Source organism: Winkia sp. UMB3158 (assembly GCF_030217145.1).
Lineage (GTDB): Bacteria > Actinomycetota > Actinomycetes > Actinomycetales > Actinomycetaceae > Winkia > Winkia anitrata.
Genome location: NZ_JASONH010000004.1, coordinates 97,045 through 115,086, shown reverse-complemented (window position 1 = coordinate 115,086; position 18,042 = coordinate 97,045). Strand labels below are relative to the sequence as shown.

General features: G+C 56.5%; 13 protein-coding genes. 4 read left to right on the top strand and 9 right to left on the bottom strand.

Annotated elements, in window-relative coordinates; translation table 11 throughout:
* Position 1 precedes the first annotated feature (1 nt).
* Positions 2-1,786 carry an aspartate--tRNA ligase gene (aspS, locus tag QP400_RS05520; protein WP_004805179.1) on the bottom strand — a complete coding sequence of 595 codons (1,785 nt, stop codon included), beginning with the start codon at positions 1,784-1,786 and terminating at the stop codon, positions 2-4.
* A gap of 103 nt (positions 1,787-1,889) precedes the next feature.
* Here aspS and QP400_RS05515 point away from each other — a divergent pair, with 103 nt between their 5' ends.
* Together QP400_RS05515 and QP400_RS05510 are read left to right on the top strand one after the other, a co-directional pair.
* The gene (locus QP400_RS05515; protein WP_004805178.1) at positions 1,890-3,239 is read left to right on the top strand and encodes an MFS transporter; all 1,350 of its coding nucleotides are present in this window, start codon (positions 1,890-1,892) and stop codon (positions 3,237-3,239) included.
* 58 nt (positions 3,240-3,297) lie between these two features.
* A complete protein-coding gene (locus tag QP400_RS05510) occupies positions 3,298-5,028 on the top strand; it encodes a DEAD/DEAH box helicase (RefSeq protein WP_004805176.1) in 1,731 nt (576 codons plus the stop codon).
* Here the strand turns inward: QP400_RS05510 and QP400_RS05505 are convergent.
* Genes QP400_RS05505 through QP400_RS05490 form a run of 4 tightly spaced genes read right to left on the bottom strand, consistent with a single transcriptional unit; the run spans position 5,018 to position 10,311 of the window.
* Complete coding sequence (locus tag QP400_RS05505) at positions 5,018-6,574, bottom strand: GTPase (protein ID WP_048707334.1); 1,557 nt, start codon at positions 6,572-6,574, stop codon at positions 5,018-5,020. The two genes, QP400_RS05510 and QP400_RS05505, sit on opposite strands and share 11 nt — an antisense overlap.
* Positions 6,574-8,256 carry a dynamin family protein gene (locus QP400_RS05500; protein ID WP_004805173.1) on the bottom strand — a complete coding sequence of 561 codons (1,683 nt, stop codon included), beginning with the start codon at positions 8,254-8,256 and terminating at the stop codon, positions 6,574-6,576. Before QP400_RS05500 ends, QP400_RS05505 begins: the two co-directional genes overlap by 1 nt.
* A gap of 12 nt (positions 8,257-8,268) precedes the next feature.
* The gene (gene hisS / locus QP400_RS05495; protein WP_004805172.1) at positions 8,269-9,591 is read right to left on the bottom strand and encodes a histidine--tRNA ligase; all 1,323 of its coding nucleotides are present in this window, start codon (positions 9,589-9,591) and stop codon (positions 8,269-8,271) included.
* Between the two features lie 15 nt (positions 9,592-9,606).
* Complete coding sequence (locus QP400_RS05490; protein WP_004805170.1) at positions 9,607-10,311, bottom strand: MBL fold metallo-hydrolase; 705 nt, start codon at positions 10,309-10,311, stop codon at positions 9,607-9,609.
* A 152-nt stretch (positions 10,312-10,463) separates the two neighbouring features.
* Here QP400_RS05490 and QP400_RS05485 point away from each other — a divergent pair, with 152 nt between their 5' ends.
* Positions 10,464-11,771: a DUF349 domain-containing protein gene (locus QP400_RS05485; protein WP_231288169.1), complete on the top strand. Its 1,308-nt coding sequence runs from the start codon at positions 10,464-10,466 to the stop codon at positions 11,769-11,771.
* 76 nt (positions 11,772-11,847) lie between these two features.
* Positions 11,848-12,348, top strand: a complete 501-nt coding sequence (locus QP400_RS05480) for a hypothetical protein (RefSeq protein WP_004805166.1) — start codon at positions 11,848-11,850, stop codon at positions 12,346-12,348.
* Here QP400_RS05480 and QP400_RS05475 read toward each other — a convergent pair.
* The 4 genes from QP400_RS05475 to secD are packed head-to-tail and all read right to left on the bottom strand — an operon-like array spanning position 12,340 to position 18,016.
* A complete protein-coding gene (locus tag QP400_RS05475; protein WP_004805163.1) occupies positions 12,340-14,619 on the bottom strand; it encodes a RelA/SpoT family protein in 2,280 nt (759 codons plus the stop codon). The genes QP400_RS05480 and QP400_RS05475 overlap by 9 nt on opposite strands.
* 15 nt (positions 14,620-14,634) lie before the next feature.
* Positions 14,635-15,168, bottom strand: coding sequence for an adenine phosphoribosyltransferase (locus QP400_RS05470; protein WP_004805159.1), 534 nt, complete (start codon positions 15,166-15,168; stop codon positions 14,635-14,637).
* Positions 15,165-16,259 carry a protein translocase subunit SecF gene (gene secF / locus QP400_RS05465; RefSeq protein ID WP_004805157.1) on the bottom strand — a complete coding sequence of 365 codons (1,095 nt, stop codon included), beginning with the start codon at positions 16,257-16,259 and terminating at the stop codon, positions 15,165-15,167. Before secF ends, QP400_RS05470 begins: the two co-directional genes overlap by 4 nt.
* A complete protein-coding gene (gene secD, locus QP400_RS05460) occupies positions 16,256-18,016 on the bottom strand; it encodes a protein translocase subunit SecD (protein ID WP_004805156.1) in 1,761 nt (586 codons plus the stop codon). The genes secF and secD overlap by 4 nt, the downstream gene beginning before the upstream one ends.
* Positions 18,017-18,042 lie beyond the last annotated feature (26 nt).

Here is an 18,042-nt window from a genome sequence, read left to right as displayed (position 1 = left end):
GCTATTCCTCTTCGTCGTCCTCTGGAGTGTAATCAACACCCGTTTCAGCACGCTGCTCGTCCGAGATCGGAGCGGGAGCGTCGGTAAGCGGATCCCAGCCGTTGCCGATCTTCGGGAAGGCAATGACATCACGAATCGACGGAGCCTTGCACAGCAGGGACACAATGCGATCCCAACCAAAAGCGATGCCACCGTGTGGCGGTGCACCAAACTTGAATGCATCCAGCAGGAAGCCGAACTTCTCCTGAGCTTCCTCAGGGCCAATCCCCATGACGTTGAAGACTCGCTCCTGCACATCGCGACGGTGAATACGAATCGAACCGCCACCAATCTCGTTGCCGTTACACACAATGTCGTAGGCGTAGGCGAGGGCGTTCTCCGGGTCCTTGTCAAAAGTATCCAGGCACTCCGGCTTCGGAGAGGTGAATGCGTGGTGCACTGCCGTCCACTTCGAGTGGCCGAGCGCAACGTCGCCCTCTTCTTCAGCCTCACCGGTGGGCTTGAACAACGGAGCGTCGACAACCCAAACGAAGGACCAGGCATCCTCGTCAATCAGGCCGGTACGCTTGCCGATCTCGAGCCTGGCCGCTCCAAGGAGTGCGCGCGACTCAGCGGCTTTACCTGCGGCGAAGAAGATGCAATCACCAGGCTTTGCGCCCGTAGCCTCGGTCAGCCCATCCTTTTCAGCCTGCGAAATGTTCTTCGCAACGGGACCACCAAGGGTGCCGTCCTCGGCAACAGTGACATAAGCCAGGCCCTTCGCTCCCCTGGAGCGGGCCCAATCTTGCCACTTATCAAAAGTACGACGCGGCTGGGAGGCGCCTCCCGGCATCACTACGGCACCAACGTACGGGTTCTGGAAGACCCGGAACGGCGTGTCCTTGAAGTACTCAGTCAGATCAACTAGTTCCTGCCCAAAGCGCATATCAGGCTTGTCAGATCCGTATTTCTCCATTGCATCCTTGTAAGTGATGCGCGGAATCGGAGTGGGAATCTGGTAATCGATGAGCGCCCAAATCTCGCGAAGCAGATCCTCGGTAACAGCAATTACATCGTCCTGTTCAACGAAGCTCATCTCGCAGTCTAGCTGCGTAAACTCAGGCTGCCTGTCTGCTCGGAAGTCCTCGTCACGATAGCAACGAGCAATCTGGTAATAGCGTTCCATGCCGGCCACCATCAGCAGCTGCTTGAATAGCTGCGGAGACTGCGGCAGCGCGTACCACGAGCCCGGCTTGAGCCGAGCGGGCACCACGAAGTCGCGGGCGCCCTCGGGAGTGGAACGAGTCAACGTCGGGGTCTCAATCTCGACAAAATCATGCGCATCCAGGACTCGGCGAGCAGCCTGGGAGACCTTAGAGCGCAGTCGGATCGCATACTGCTGAGACTGGCGCCGCAAATCAAGGTAGCGGTACTTGAGGCGCACATCTTCGCTCACCTGGCCTGCGTCCTCGGCATGTGCAGAAACTTGGAATGGTAGCGGTGCGGCCGGATTTAGAACTTCAACATCGTCAGCGAATACCTCAATAGCCCCCGTCGGCAGATTCGGATTCTCGTTGCCCTCTGGACGCTTCTCCACCTTACCGGTGATCTTCACGACAAATTCGCTACGTAGGCCCCTAGCTACCTCTTCGTCGTGGATAACTACCTGGGCAATACCTGAGGCATCCCGAAGATCGATAAAGGCGACCCCGCCATGATCGCGGCGACGGTCAACCCAACCGGCCAGGGTAACGACCTGGTCGACTAGCGATTCGTTCAGCGTACCTATGTTGTGAGTTCGCAGCACGTGCTATTCCTTTCTAGTTTGCGACACCGCTAGACAGGCGGGCGCTTCTGTCCTAGGTTAGCGCGATCTGCATAGTTGACGCGAATGTGCAAATATTGGCCCCGTGCCAACGCAAGACAAATTTCCCGCACAGCGCCTCTTCGCAGTGGTTTCTACCAGTGCTTTCACCATTATCGCGCTCTCTACAATGTCCACAACCGCCATCGCTCCCGTGATTGGACGGGAACTCCATGGCACCCAGTACTTCCCACTGATATTCGGCCTCTCTGCTGGCATGCAGGTGATCTCCACTGTGCTTGCTGGGGTCTGGGTGGACGCGCGAGGGGCAAAACCGAGCCTGTTGGTTGGCACATGCGCGCTGCTAGCTTCCCTACTTGGAGCCGGCCTGGCACCAAATATTGCCACTTTTCTTCTTGCGCGAGCACTGGATGGCATTGCCAACGGCCTAGTCCTAGTTCCCCTATACGTTCTGGCTGCCACACTGGTGCACCCAAATCGGCGCGCGGACATGTTTGCGTTGTTCTCGGCTGCCTGGGTTCTTCCCTCCCTCGTCGGGCCAGTGTTAGCAGGATTTGCTAGTCAAGCATGGGGCTGGAGGGCGACCTATTTGGCACTCGGAATCATCTTTCTTCCGGTCTTACTATTTGCCACTAGGCTGTTCTCCCACATAGAAAATGCTCATCAGGAAGTCCCTAAGGCCATCCGGAACCGCTCAATGTGGGCGGTAATCGCCGGCGGCGCAGTCGTAATATTGCAGCTCTCGTCGGCCCTAACCGGCATGGCCAGGCTTCTGGCAATGGTCGCTGGGATTGTTCTTGCCATTATTGGCATAGGCAAAGTTCTTCCGGCAGGTACTCTGTGGGCTGCCGGCTCCATTCCAGCATGGGTCGGTGCGCGCGGCCTATTTAACGGCTCCTTTATTACCCTGGAGGTATTCATTCCCCTAATGTTGCAAAATACCCGGGGCTATTCGGTGGGAGCATCAGGATTGGCACTCGCTTTAGGCTCAGCTACTTGGGCTGCGGGTTCATTTCTGGGAGGGCGTTCCTTTGCCAGACCAAGACTGGCCACTCTTCCCGTTGCTGGCGCGATTGTGTTGGCCGTTGGCATTGCACTTACTTCCACCGCAGCCTGGCCTAACCTGCCAGCCTGGCTGTTCCTGTTCGGGTGGGTTATAGCGGGCACGGGCATGGGCATGGCATTTGCTCCCCTATCCGTCCTCGTCCTTGGGAAAGCCCCAAAAGAAGAACAAGGCCTACAAAGTGCCAACATTCAGGTGGCAGATTCCTTAGGAATGGCCCTGATCATGGGAATAGTAGCTTCACTGATGTCCGTCTTTACTTCCAGCTACGGCCCCGCCCCGTACCTGCCAGCACTAGGAGTAGCCTTCTTCTGTACCCTCCTGGCCGCACTATCCTCCTGGCGTGGGCAACGTCATAGTCGCAGGACATAGCCATCTAGGTAGGTTACCGATAGGGTTGAGAGCCGGTCTGAATGGAAGAAAATACTTTATGACTTCAAAAACCTTTGCTGATCTTTCCCTGCCCTCCTATCTTCTAGAAGCTGTACAGAAACTAGGCTTCGAAAATCCCACTCCTATCCAGGAAGCGGCAATTCCCGCCCTCTTGGCTAAGCAGGACGTAGTCGGCATTGCGCAAACCGGTACGGGCAAGACTGCGGCTTTTGGGCTGCCGCTGCTTGCCCATGTAGATGGCGAGGGCGTACAGGCCCTGGTGCTAGCCCCCACCCGTGAGCTCGCGCTGCAATCCGCATCTGCAATTGGCGCTTTCGCCTCCGCAGCGAAAGACACAAACGTGGTTGCCGTCTATGGCGGTAGCCCCTACGGTCCACAAATCGGCGCTATTAAGGCCGGTGCGCAGGTAGTCGTTGGTACTCCCGGCCGCGTCATCGATCTGATTGAAAAGGGTGCTTTAGACCTTTCTGGCGTACGTTTCTTCGTCCTAGACGAGGCCGACGAAATGCTGCGCATGGGCTTTGCTGAAGATGTGGAAACCATTGCCGGCTCAGTGCCCGATGATTCGGTAACTGCCCTCTTCTCGGCTACCATGCCTCCCGCCATTAAGAAGGTCGCACAGACCCATCTAAATGATCCGGTAGAGATCTCTATTGCCCGCCAGTCCACCACTGTCTCGACTGTGCACCAGACCTACGCGGTAGTTCCTTTCAAATTCAAGAACGTGGCGCTCGCCCGGGTCCTTTCAACCATGGATTCGGGAGCAACTATTGTCTTCGTTCGCACTCGTCTGGACGCTGAAGAAGTAGCAAATGACATGACGGCGCGTGGTTTTCGTACCGCAGCCATCTCTGGAGATGTTGCCCAGGCCGAACGTGAACGTATTGTCGAAAGGCTTCGCAATGGCACGCTTGACGTCCTAGTTGCCACTGACGTGGCTGCGCGCGGCCTAGACGTGGAACGCATCGAGCTCGTAGTCAATTTCGATGTTCCTCGCCAAGACGAAGCTTATGTTCACCGGATTGGCAGGACGGGTCGCGCTGGCCGCGAAGGAACCGCTCTGTCCTTCTTTACGCCGCGCGAACGAGGCAAGCTCCGCCAAATCGAAAAGCTTACCGGCACCAAGATGGAAGCCGTTCGCGTTCCTTCGCCGCAGCAGGTACGCACCCACAAGGCGCACCAAATTTTGGATAAGTTGCCCGAGCGAATTGCCTCTAAGGGACTCGAGCTGTACTTCGGACTTATCGAGGAACTGGCGGAAGAGCAGGGAATGTACATTGCCGACATTGCTGCAGCCCTACTCGCCCTCGCTGTGGGCGACACCGCCTCCTCTAAAGAGGATATTCGCAGTCGTTCTGGCCATTCGCCTCGGATTCGTCGCGAAGAATTTGTCGATGAAGACGGCGAGTTCCTCTACGCCGTTTTCGAAGAAGGCCGTGACTCTGGCAAAGACAAGCGTGGCCGCTCCGCCAAGGGTAGGCGCGAGGGCGGATCACGCCGCAACGGGCATGCGCCAATGCGCGGGGCCAAGCGCTACCGTGTGGAGGTCGGCCGCCGGGACGGGGTTAAGCCAGGATCGATCGTAGGAGCAATAACCGGCGAATCTGATCTGCGCGGCAAGGATCTGGGGAGAATCGAAATCTTCCCCTCCTTCTCGTTAGTTGAGATCGCTGGCGGCATCTCTGGGACCGAGGCGAAGCGCATCGGCAAGGCCAAGGTTGCCGGTCGAGCCCTGCGCATTCGTGAGGACCGCGGTCCTAAGCACTAAGTAGTTTCTGCAGGCCCTGGTAGGCCGACAGCCGCTCGTTGATCGGCTCTGCCAGTGCTATGCGCAATTGCGTTCCTATAGCTTTCCTTAGCTTGCGTTCTGCCCGCCGGGTGGCCCGTGCCGCTCCGTTCATAACGAATAGTGACGAGACGAGCGCGGTAAGCGCTCCGGCGAGCAAACCCCCAACAAGTAATTCCAGTGGGATGGGCAGCCCCTGCCACGTAGGCGGAGACACCTCTATCGCAAGGAAATGCAGGACAAAGTTGACGGCGAGCCATCCGAGTCCGGCAACCGCTACCCCAGCAAAAATAAGCTGCAAGAATGCGACCATTCGCCACCACAGCGGTACTCGGCGTTCATCTAACTGGGCTTTGCCAAGGGCGCTATCGAGCGGATCAGCTAATGTGGGCAGTATTTCCGCCACCGTGGCAGACATGTCCGAGCGATAGGCGGCAGGTAACGAACGCGTCTTGTTAGCCCCCACCTGCCGTACCGACCGAGCCAGATCGGAACTGGTAATGGCAGGTGCGGCCGGTAGCGAGGTATGCCCTATCACCTTGTTGCCCGCATTGATTCGCAACCGCCGCAGTGGATCCGGACGCAGGCGTCGCACCCACGAGATTACCGGCCAGCCGGTCCATAAGCCGGCTCGATGTTTGTACGATTTGCCGACTGCTTGGGCTACGGTTTGGGCGCCCGAGGAGCGAAATGCCGCATCGCTGACGCCTGTTAAGTCCCGATCGGCAACGGGGGCTCCAACCTTACCCGTGCCCACTTCCTTGGCAAGTTCTGCCCTAATTGAGTCAAGGTCCGCTTCAAGCCGCTGCCATGCTGCTTGTTTTTCTTCTGCCATAGAGGAAACGGTCTGACGAAGCCGATCTATCCCTTCCCCGCTAAGTGCGGATACTCCTAAGACTGTCGTATCAACGCCATCCGAAGCAAAAACCTGCTTGCAGTGGGCCAGAAGACGCGCCTGCTCCGCTACTGGTACCTGATCGATATGGGTCATAACTGTGCGGGTTATTCCGGCATGAGCAGCAAAGGAGCGAACGAAGCCCTGATGAAGGCTAGCATCGGCATATTTTTGCGGATCGACAACCCACACCAACACGTCAACTTTCTTTGCAAATTCGGCGGTAATCTGCCTGTGTTCAATCGCGTAGGAGTCTACGTCTGGCAAATCCAGCAGCACCGTGTTGGGCGGGAAGTTGGGATCGCGCACTACCGCCCTCTCGGCTACTCCGAGCCAATCCAACACTCGGTCTGCATCTGCGCCTTCTGCAACGGCCGCTAACGGTGAGGTAGTGGTTGGACGGCGCGCGCTGGCGCTGGCAATCTCGGAGCCCGCAACGGCATTGAAAAGAGAGGATTTTCCGGACCCAGTGGCACCCAGGAAAGCCACTACCGTGGTCTCCATACCGGCATCCATCCTACCTGCCGCATTTTGCCGAACTGCCTGGTAGCGCCTGGATATTTCTGCGGGAAGCATTTCCTTAGTCGCAGCAAATACCTCATCAAACAACTCGATCTTGTCTATCAGGCTCACTATTTCCACCCCTGCGCAACCTGATTAGCTGCCTGGCGCAGCGGTTCGATAGGTTCAGCTTCAGGGATTGCATCATAGGCATCCGCGAGGACGAAATCCAGTAGCTCTGCCACTCTGGAGAGTAAATCTTCACGTGCTTCCCGAGCCATCGTTCGTACGGCCTGATCACCGAACACGGCCTCTAAAAGACGCTGCGCTACAACGGCAGTCCCGCCAGCTACCCCAAGCTCGGCTCCGGTAAGTCCCCCGGTTGAAGCAAAGATGACAAGCATCAGCGCAACTCCAAGGACGTTTACCCCGATCGAGAGGATGCGTGCAGTAGTCTTCTTTGAATCTGACTGTTCGCGCAGCCGAGTCAACAAGGAACGCTGCCATTGACGCACCAAATATGCGCCTTTTTCAACCAGTACTTGCTCATCTAACGGGGATAGCTGCGCCCCTAAATTTCTTGTTTCCGCACGCTTCGACCAGCGCAGCGCCACTTGTTCCCGAGCCTGTTCTGCCTTGTCTACCACGATGGAGGCTAGACCGTCCTCTAAAGCCTCCTCGACGGGCTCAACCGGCGCGGGCTTGCCTCGCAGAGCATTCCACAGTCTGTCCCGCCAGTGTGAAATCTGGTTTTCCAATGAGCGGAAGAAATCAGAGGTGCCCACTATGTCTTGCCACCGCGCCAAGACTTCCCCGCGCAAAAGCGTGCCATCGGCGGTGGCATCTTCTATTCCGTCAAGAGCGTCCACTCGGGCCGTCTCTATGTCGCTAATCGCATGCTCCCGGGCATCGTCTTGGTCTTTGGCGCCGCCGATCACCATCTGGGTACGCTCAAGCAGCTCCCCGATCGCACCTTTCAAAGTACGTTTCGCAATGGCGGATCTGGAGGCAGCGTCTGAAGCTAAAGTATTGAGCCAAGTCTTGAGCTCGGCGACGTACTGCGCCGGTAGTTTGCCCTGTTCTAACGCCAGTTCGGGAATTTGGAAAACGGGGGCCTCCCCTAAAGAGGATTCTGCCAGGTGGGAGCGCAAATCTGCCTCAATTTGGGCTCCTTGAGCCGCTGGTAGCCGGTTGAGGACGACGGCTACAGCAATGTCGCGTCTAGCTGCCTCGTCCAGCACCTCCCAGGCCTTCGCATCAGCGTAGCGCGCGGCGGTAGTAACAAAAACCCACAGATCCGCAGCGGAGAGTAGCTGGTTAGCCAGTCGCCTGTTGTCGTCTACTACAGAATCGATATCTGGCGCGTCTAGTAAAGCAAGCCCCTCCTGGAGACTGTCACATTCACGAATCTCAATGGATGTCCATGCCTCTTTTACCTCGGCCGGCGTCGGCGCTGCATCCGCTTCCACGCGTACTCTAGCCAGTGACGGTAAAATGCGCTGGTCAGCAAACCACCGCCCATCTGTTTTGGCATGGAGCAAAAGCGGCCGGCGGGTGGTCGGGCGAATCACGGAAGAAGCCGACACCTCGCGTCCCACAAGGGCATTGATAATCGTAGACTTCCCCGCACCCGTGGAACCGCCAATTACTCCAAGTAAGGGAGCATCGAGGTTTCGAGTGCGGGGAATGATGTGGTCGTCCAGGCGATGAACGAGCCCGTCCCGAGCCGGCCTCCACTGGGTTGCTAGATCCATTTCAAAACGTAACGCCGAAAGTGCATCACGCAACTGCAGAAGGTCAGCTTCGGGACTCATCGATCATCCTTTTTAGTTATCGGTGCTTATTTGCGGTTTGGCGTAGCATTCCTCAGGCTCCCAAGTTGCCACGTCAGCTTCGGTTTGATCGCCGGAGATGATGTTCTTTACCTCGCCGGCATCGGGGAACCATACGTATGGGATTCCCCGCTGATCGGCTGCCTTGATCTGTTTTCCGAATTTCGCAGCCTTCGGCGCAGTGTCTGCGCTAATGCCGCGGTTTCGGAGGGCATCCGCAATCCGGTTGGACTCTGCCCGATGCTCCTCATCTGTGACGGCAACGAGGACGCAGGTAGGTACCTTCCGGGAGGAAGTAGCCAGGCCCTCTGCAAGCACGCGCGAAACAAGCCGGGACACGCCAATTGACATGCCCACGCCCGGGTAGGTGCGTTTCCCGTCGCTCGCCAGCGAATCGTAGCGGCCACCAGAACAGATGGACCCCAGATTTTCGTGACCGGTGACCGTAGTCTCGTAAACCGTACCGGTGTAGTAATCCAATCCGCGGGCAATAGATAGATCGCCCGTTACCGTGCCCGGAACGCGTTCTTCGGTCTGCGTCAACAGATCGATGAGCTCGCCCATGCCCTCTTCTAGCAACTCGCTCTTGCAGGCTAGCGCATCAACTTGGGAACGAATCTGCGCGGCGTCACCCTGAATCTGGGCCATCTGCAGCAGCTTTTCCCTAGCTTCTTCGGCAAAACCGAGTTCTGCCATTTCTTCGCCTACGCCCTCGGCACCGATCTTGTCCAGCTTATCCAAGCACCGTAGGGCCCCTTCTACGTCAGTAACCCCGACAGCTTCGCAGTAGCCCTGCACAATCTTGCGGTTGTTCACGCGAATTGTGATGGGAGGAATCGGAAGAGAGGAAAGCACTCGAGCCATGACAACCGCGACCTCGACCTCGTGGAAAAATGGCAGTGAGCCATCGCCGACGATGTCGATATCAGCCTGGGTAAATTCACGGAAGCGACCGTCCTGAGGACGTTCCCCGCGCCAAACTTTCTGAATCTGATAGCGCTTGAACGGGAAAGTCAATGCGCCGCGATTTTCCAGCACGTAGCGAGCAAAGGGCACTGTTAGATCAAAATGCAATCCGAGCTGCCGAGGATCTTCAGCGGCCTTTACTGGATCCTCTTGTAGCCTGCGCAACAAATAGATCTCTTTTGAGGTTTCGCCCTTCCGGAGCAATTCACTTACCGGCTCAATTGCGCGCGTTTCAATATTGGCGAAGCCGTGCAGCTCGAAACCCTGCCTGATCTTTTGCAGGATGTAGTTTTCGACTACCCGCCCTTCGGGCAGCCATTCAGGAAAACCTGACAGTGAAGTTTTCGACATTCCTCTTCCTTATAACTAACCCGCGATACGTGCCTGTACAAGGTACGGGTTCGTTCGTTTTTCAACATCCATGGTAGTTGGGCCACCGTGCCCGGGAAGCAGTACGGTAGCTGGATCTATCACGTTTTGCAGCGTGCGCAAAGTGTGCAACATTTGCTCCTGGTCGCCGCCCACCAAGTCGGTTCGTCCGACAGAACCAGAGAAAATTACGTCCGCAGCGAGGGCGAACAACTCTGAGTTGTCAAGCAGTCGGGCACCCGGCCCCTCCAATGGCCCCGCGCCAAGGAAAAGCATCGACCCCTCGGTGTGCCCCGGAGCAGGGACAGCGCGCAGAGCTACTCCCTCGACCAATTCCGTAGGCTGAGTGAGCATCTGCGGCGGTAGCTCCTGCACGTTCGTGGGACGCACCCACTCGGTGTTACCTGTTTGAGCCATTGCTGCCGAGAGCAGATTGTCCAAGAGCGGATTATCCATGCGATACAAGTCCGGCGAGGGTACGTAAACGGGCTTGTCGCCGGCAATCTTGGCTGCATCCCACACATGATCAGGGTGGCCATGAGTGCACAGCACCGCCCCCACCTCTAGGTCATTCTTCTCTAGCGTGGCAAGGATCTCCCTAGCATGACCAGCACCTGGATCCACTACCAACGCCTGCTTTTGCACATTCAAAATATACGTATTCGCGGCAAAAAATGGCGCTACCAAGGTGTTTATTTGCATGGGGCCATACTATCGCACAGCGCACTTATTGCCCTTTCACTTTAGAGCCACTTACACAGTACAATGACACAGAGCACATGTGCTCTAATAATCTAGGCTTCGGCCGCTATAAACCTACGGGTTCGCCCGTCCAAGTGATTGAAGGTTGCACCGTGAGCGATTCGCCCACCCAGAACGTATCCAACGAACATCCCCTGCCCCAAGCCCCTGTTGATGATCCGGCTGCTCAGGCGGCCCGTCAATTCGGTCGAGTCAGTGACGATGGCACCATTTGGGTAAAAGAAGCAGGCTCCGAACGGGCTGTCGGCCAGTTCCCCGACCAGCTGCCAGAAGATCCACTAGGTCTTTACGTTCGCCGCTATCTTGACTTGCAAGCGCAGATTGAGCTTTTCGAAGGCCGTCTCCCGCACCTCAATGGCAAAGAAATCGACCAGACTCTTAGCAGTCTGGAAGAAGCCGTGCGTGAACCGGCTGTCGTCGGTGACGTGGATGCGCTCCGCACCCGGGTTGAACAGCTGAAGCAGAAGGCCACCGAGGCCAAGGCTGCCGCAAAGGAACGCAGGGCAGAGCAGAAGGCCGAAGCTCTCGCTCGGCGCACCAAGATCGTTGAAGAAGCTGAGGCAGTCGCCGCTCAGGATCCGGGTCGTACTCAGTGGAAACACTCCTCGCAAAAATTGCGCGATCTCCTTGAACAGTGGAAGTCAGAACAGCGCAAGGGACCGCGTCTTGATCGTCCCACGGAGGACGGTTTGTGGAAGCGCTTCTCTGGAGCCCGTACTGTCTTTGATCGTCACCGTCGCCAGTTCTTCTCTAAGCTCGATGCCTCTCAGGCCGAAGCTAAGAAGGTGAAGCAGGATCTGGTACGCCGCGCAGAAGAACTATCTGCCTCCACTGATTGGGGTCCCACTGCTGGCGCCTACCGTGATCTCATGAACGAATGGCGCCGAGCCGGACGTGCCTCCCGCAAGGATGACGATGCCCTTTGGGAACGCTTCCGCAAGGCTCAGCAGACATTCTTCGACGCCAAGAACGCCCAGAACGCTGCTCTGGAAGAAGAATTCAAGCAGAACCTGGTTCTGAAGGAAGCCCTCTTGCAGAAGATCGAGGCAATCCTCCCAGTAACTGACATTGAGGCTGCCAAGGCTAAGCTGCGTCCTCTGCAAGACGAGTGGGACGAGATCGGGCATGTGCCGCGTGCCGACAAGTCCAGGATCGAGTCTCGCATGCGTGCGGTCGAAGATGCTATCCGCAAGGCGGAAGAGGACGAATGGCGGCGAACTGACCCCGAAACGAAGGCTCGCGCCCAGGGCATGCTCGGCCAGCTCGAGGTAAAGCTAGAAGATCTTTCCAAGAAGATCGAAAAGGCAAACGAGGCCGGAGACACCGCTAAGGCTGCAAAGCTACAGGATTCATACGACACCGCTAAGCAGTGGTTCGATCAGATTAGCTCGCAAGCCTAATTTTCCACAGCAAATTTTACACAGGTGGCGGCTCACTTAGTTGAGTCGCCACCTTCTTTTTTGGCAGCTTTGCACTATGCAAGAAATGATTTACTTTGCGGGCAAAACGGCGCCTCTCACGCCCCGAATCCACGGCATCTATCGGCCCCTGTGTACGGGCAAAGTTCTAACTGAACTCGCGAAAAATTTTTGGGTATTCCTGCCCGAGCTGAAAACCCCATATTTAAGAGCCAGAGCATGCCAGCAGATTCTCCCTGCCAGTGGGGTAATCACCGGACCTACGGTTGCCTGGGTTATGCAGGGAGGTACGCCCGCTCCCCTGTGGTGCGCCGGGCGGTCTACTGCTAGCAGGGCGGGCCGTACGATCTACCGCCACCTGAGCCGATACCTAAAAATTGCTGGCATTCGCCTTAGTTACCCCAATCAAGCGCTCGCGGACCTAGCGTGCTACGGCGACGATCAGGAATTCGACACCTGGGCCGGCGCGCTACTGGAATGCGGTGCGAAAGTTCATGGAGCGCTCGCCCTCACTGGCAAAAAGGTGTCCGGGAGCAAGCGGCTGGCTGCTCTAGCGTGAGTTGGTTACCCTCTTTGCAGAGAACACCCCATCAATACGTGTCAATGCCGACAGGATTGCGCTAAGGTGGGAAGCTTCGGCCATTTCGAAGGTCCACCGCTGGGTCGCTACCCTATCTGAGCTAGTAGCAGCGGAAACTGACATTACGTTTACGTGATAATCAGAGAGCACACGGGTAACGTCGTTCAGCAGCCCTTCCCTGTCGAGGGATTCTATTTGCACCTGCACCAAGAATGCGGAATGAGGATGCTCTTCCCACTGCACCTCGATTATTCGCTCCGGGTGCCTGGAAAGATTCTTTACATTCGAGCAGTCTCGTCTGTGCACAGACACGCCTTGCCCACGAGTTATGAAACCGATGATCTGGTCCCCAGGAACTGGAGTGCAGCATTTGGCAAGCTTGGTCCAAATTGTTGAGTCATTTCCTTCGACCAACACCCCGTTATTGCCCGACCGGGAGCGTTTGGTCCTAGCAGGCGTTACGGCCTCGGCTAAGGTTTCTTCCGAACCCGACTCACCACCAGCTTGCTCAAGCAGCTTAGTAGTCACGTTTGCTGCCGAAATATGACCGTCCCCAATAGCCGCGTACAGGCCGCTCACGTCGACGTAGCCAAAGTCGGTGGCAACCGCGGTAAGAGATTCACGAGTCATCAGCCTGCGCAGAGGTAGATTTTGCTTGCGCAAGTTCTGCCCTAGCTCATTCTTGCCCGCTTCGATGGACTCCTCGCGCCGTTCCCTCGAGAACCACGCCTTAATCTTTGATCTGGCCCTTCCCGTAGCAACGAAATTCAACCAGTCGCGAGATGGGCCGGCTCCCGTTGCCTTGGAGGTCAGAATCGACACGGAATCGCCATTTTCCAAAACCGTGTCGAGGGGAACCAATTTACCGTTTACCTTGGCCCCGACGGTCTTATGACCAACCTCTGTATGAACTGCGTAGGCAAAGTCCACTGTGGTCGCCCCAAGCGCGAGCTCCACCACCTCGCCTTGAGGGGTGAACACGTAAACTCGGTCGCCCGACATTTCGTAGCGCAACTGGTCCAAAAATTCGGCGGGATCCTCTGTCTCGCGCTGCCAATCAACCAACTGACGCAGCCAGGACATGTTCTCGGTGTTCGAGACTTCCTTTTCGTTAGTGGCGTTAGGATTCTCCTTGTACCGCCAGTGAGCAGCTACCCCAAACTCTGCCCGTTGGTGCATATCGAAGGTACGCACCTGGATCTCGACAGGCTTGCCACCCGGCCCCATAACAGTCGTATGCAGCGACTGATACATATTGAATTTGGGCATGGCAATGTAATCTTTGAATCTACCGGGCAGCGGATTCCACCTGGCGTGCATAGCTCCAAGAACGGCGTAGCAATCGCGAACCTCGTCGACAAGCACGCGCACACCAGCTAGATCGTAGATGTCGTCGAAGTCTCGCCCTCGCACAATCATCTTCTGATAAATCGAGTAATGATGCTTCGGCCGCCCAGATACAGTGCCTCGAATATTGTTGCGCCGCAGTTCGTCTTCAATAGCACGGATGATCTGGGCCAAATACTTTTCGCGGGCGGGCGCACGCTCGGCCACAAGATGGTCGATCTCTTCATAAACGCCGGGATACAGCGTCTTGAAAGATAGGTCTTCTAGCTCCCATTTAATCGAATTCATACCCAATCTATGCGCTAATGGGGCATAGATCTCGAGGGTTTCGCGGGCTTTGTTCTTGGCCGACTCAGAGGACACATATTTCCATGTCCGAGCGTTGTGGAGCCTATCGCCCAATTTGATCATCAGTACGCGAATGTCCTTCGCCATAGCGACGATCATCTTCCGAACCGTCTCGGCTTGGGCTGCTTCCCCATACTGGACCTTGTCCAGCTTGGTTACGCCGTCTACCAACAGTGCAATCTCGTCACCATATTCGGCGGTGAGCTCCTCCAAGGAGTAGTCAGTGTCCTCGACAGTATCGTGCAGCAACGCAGCTGCCAGGGTCGTGGACGTCATCCCAAGTTCCGCAAGAATCGTCGCAACCGCTACGGGGTGGGTGATGTAAGGCTCCCCGCTCTTGCGCATCTGCCCTTCGTGCAGGGCCTTCGCCTTTGCGTAGGCGGATTCTATAAGTTCGATATCGGCCTTGGGGTGATTAGCCCTAAGTGCCCGAACAAGCGGTTCGAGGGCGGCCGGCACCTTTCGATGCCGGGCCCCAAACCAGGCCAGTGAAGACCGAACGCGCGAAGAGGACCCAATCCCCTTGGGGCTCCCGGCTACTTGATCATCACTCATAAGCCTAATGTTATCTCAGAAGGTGACTAAAGATTGGAAAGGAATCGAACCAATTCTTTCCCGTCCTCCCAAGTCGGTCAATTCCATCAAGACTGCGATCTCGGCGACAGTGCCCCCTGACTGTTCAATCAGCTGGGTGGCGGCTAGGGCGGTGCCACCGGTTGCCAGTACGTCGTCGAGGATCAAGACACGGGCTCCCTCAGGCACCGAGTCAGGTCTGATCTCCATGCGGGCACTGCCGTATTCCAGGTCATAATCGACCCCAATAACCGGCCCGGGCAGCTTTCCGCCTTTACGCACCGTCATCATCCCGATACCTAGTTCTACGGCCAGCGGAGCCGCCAGAATGAAGCCTCGAGACTCCAGGCCGGCTACCGCGTCAATTTTGCCGCGGTAGTGCTCGGCCATCAAAGTGATTAGTTCCTTGAACGCCTCTCCGTTTGCCAGCAGCGGGGTGATGTCGCGAAACAGTACTCCCTCCGTAGGAAAATCGGGAATTTCACGAAGGTTGTCTACAACCAGATCGTGCATTCGAGGCGGAAACTTCATCGTTTACTCCTTGGAGTTCGTTTTGGCTGAGCCGCTTGGCCCAGGTGACGGCCCGCCTTCACCGGGGTGGCGCTAACGTGCTGCGCCGCCGAGGAACCTTCGTCCTCGTCTACCACAGACTTGCCAGCCCGCTTAGCGTAAACCGCCTGCGTGTGTTTCTTTACTGAGGCTTCCCTGCCTCGCACGGCTACCAGCACTGGCGAAGCAATCAGGATCGATGAGGCTGTACCCACGATCATGCCGCAGAAGAGCGCCAGCGAGATGTCACGCAGCGTCCCTCCACCCAGAACTACAGTCGAGATGACCAAGATGGCGCCAACCGGTAGGACAGCCACCACCGAGGTATTGATTGACCTAACCAGAGTCTGGTTTACTGCCAGGTTTACCAGTTCGCCGTATGTGTTGAAGTGCTGGGACTTGAAGTCCTGCGTCAGCTCGCGGACCTTGTCGAACACAACAACGGTGTCATAGAGTGAATAACCCAAAATAGTCAGCAAACCAATTACCGTCGCGGGCGACACTTCAACCTGAGTCAGAGCAAATACTCCGCCGGTTAGCAAAATGTCGTGCAGCAGTGCGAACAGTGCCGCAAACGCCATGGTCCAAGTCCGGAAGTACAGTGCCATCACTATTGCCACGAGGACTAGGAAGATCACCAGAGACTGCGCAGCCTTCTTGGTAACGTCAGCACCCCAGGAAGGACCAATAGTCGTGGCAGTGACCTTGGATTCGTCAACGTTGTACGCCTTGGCTAGTTCGGCGCGCACCGAACGCTGCGCCTTAGTAGGCAACGACTTAGTTTGCACACGCACGCCGGTCGAGCCGAGGTCGCGAACGTTGGCGTCCTTCTGCCCGGCGTCTTCCAGCACTTTCTTCGCCGGCTCCAGCTTGTCAGCCGGAACAGACGAGATTGTGAACTCGGAACCGCCCTTGAAGTCGACTGACGGGTTCAGGCCTGGGAATACCAGGGTGATGAGCGACAGGACGATCAGTACTAAGCCGATGGAAATCCATAGCTTACGGCGCCCGATGATGTCGTAAGAAGTCTTACCCGAGTAGAGCTCGTTGCCCCAAGTTGCGAAGCTTTTCACTTTAGCTCTCCTTCTGCCACGGCGGTAGATCCGGGGGTCTTCTTAGCTACCACCCTGCGCTCGCGCCTGTTCCTCTTCTTGTAAGTCCGCCTTGTGGCTCCCAGGTGTTCAGGATCGAGCCCAGACCACTTGTGTCCCTCACCAAAGAACTTGGTGCGGATCAGCAAAGCCATAGTCGGGTGGGTGAACATGAACACTACGAGCAGATCAAGGAGGGTTGTGATGCCCAGAGTAAAGGCGAAGCCCTGCACGCCACCAACTGCTAGGAAGTACAGCACCAAAGCAGCGAGCATGTTAATCGCGTCGGAAGCCAGAATGGTTCGCTTTGCACGCGACCAACCTTCCTCTACAGCCGCACCCAACGGACGTCCATCGCGGACCTCGTCGCGGATGCGCTCGAAGTAAACAATGAAGGAGTCACAGGTAACACCGATTGCAACAATCAAGCCGGCCACGCCAGCGAGCGACAACCGGTATCCCATTGCCCAGGACAGCAACGAAATGGTCAGATAGGACAGAATGCCAGCAATTACTAGCGATCCGATCGAGATGAGACCAAGCGCGCGATACTGCCAGAGCAAGTAGATGACGATCAGAACGAAGCCAATCAGACCGGCGATCAGGCCCCACTGCAAGGAGTCAGTGCCCAGAGTCGGGGAAATCTGCTGTTCAGACTGCACATCAAAGTTCAAGGGTAGAGAGCCGAACTGCAGCTGGTTTGCCAAGGTAGCTGCAGATTCCTGGGTGAAGTTACCAGAAATAGCCGCCCGGCCGTCGCTGATGATCGCGTTCATCGTCGGGGCAGACACCACTAGTCCGTCCAGCACAATCGCGAATGCGTTCTTAGTGGGCTCTGTCTGCTTGTATTCAAACAGGCGCTTGGACACCTCTGCGAACTTGTCGGTGCCCTTCTGATCTAGCTGAAGAGAAACCTCCCACTTGCCGGTGGAAGCACCAGTCTGAGTTTGTCCCATCCCAGAGTTGGCCTTCGCGACGTGAGTACCTTCGAGATCAACCGGGCCAAGGATGTACTTGGCATTGCCTTCGGTAGAACAAGCAACCAAAGCCTTATTGTGGTCGCCTGCGCTGCCACCTTGCCGGTTCTTGTGGTCGGTGCAATCGAGCTTCAGGAAGTCGTAGATTACCTTTTCGGTAATGTACTTAGAATCGGAAGGATTAGACGGTTTTCCGGAAACTTCGTCGGAAATCTTGCCGTCGTGGTTCTGGTCGGCCTGCTCCTTAGCCAACTCCTCAGTTGACTTATCGGAAGGCTTGACCGAGTTCGGATCCTTCCCCTGCGCCTTAGCCTGAGCCTTCTGTGCCTCAGCTATAGCTTTGGCAGAAATAGCCTGCGGTGCCCCGGCCTGGATAACAGGTCGGAAATCCAACTGCGCTGACGAACGCACGAGGTCTAGTGTTTCTTCTGAAGGCTGTCCGGGCAGAGAAACCATAATGTTCTGTCCGCCCGAAGCCGTGATCTCGGCTTCAGAAACGCCGGAAGCATCGACACGCTGGCGGATGATAGCAATCGCCTGATCGATATCCTCCTGGGTTACGGAGTTACGACCCGCCCCCTCTTCCGCCTTAGGGGTCAGAATTAGCTGGGTACCGCCTTCAAGATCCAGCGCTAGGTCTGGCACCCCGTCGGTCTTCTTGTTGATAATTCCTGCTGCCAGCAGACCTACCATTGCCAAAGTTATGACAAGGAGGGCGATCAGTACGCGACCTGGCCTCGATTGCTTTTTTGTCTTGGGCACTTTAGTTCCTTACCGCTTTGCGGTGC

Bases quoted from the DNA above. Each gene is read 5' to 3' on its own strand.
- QP400_RS05510 (WP_004805176.1), top strand. From the start codon at position 3,298: ATGACTTCAAAAACCTTTGCTGATCTTTCCCTGCCCTCCTATCTTCTA.
- QP400_RS05500 (WP_004805173.1), bottom strand. From the start codon at position 8,256: ATGAGTCCCGAAGCTGACCTTCTGCAGTTGCGTGATGCACTTTCGGCG.
- hisS (WP_004805172.1), bottom strand. From the start codon at position 9,591: ATGTCGAAAACTTCACTGTCAGGTTTTCCTGAATGGCTGCCCGAAGGG.
- QP400_RS05490 (WP_004805170.1), bottom strand. From the start codon at position 10,311: ATGCAAATAAACACCTTGGTAGCGCCATTTTTTGCCGCGAATACGTAT.
- QP400_RS05480 (WP_004805166.1), top strand. From the start codon at position 11,848: ATGCAAGAAATGATTTACTTTGCGGGCAAAACGGCGCCTCTCACGCCC.
- QP400_RS05475 (WP_004805163.1), bottom strand. From the start codon at position 14,619: ATGAGTGATGATCAAGTAGCCGGGAGCCCCAAGGGGATTGGGTCCTCT.
- QP400_RS05470 (WP_004805159.1), bottom strand. From the start codon at position 15,168: ATGAAGTTTCCGCCTCGAATGCACGATCTGGTTGTAGACAACCTTCGT.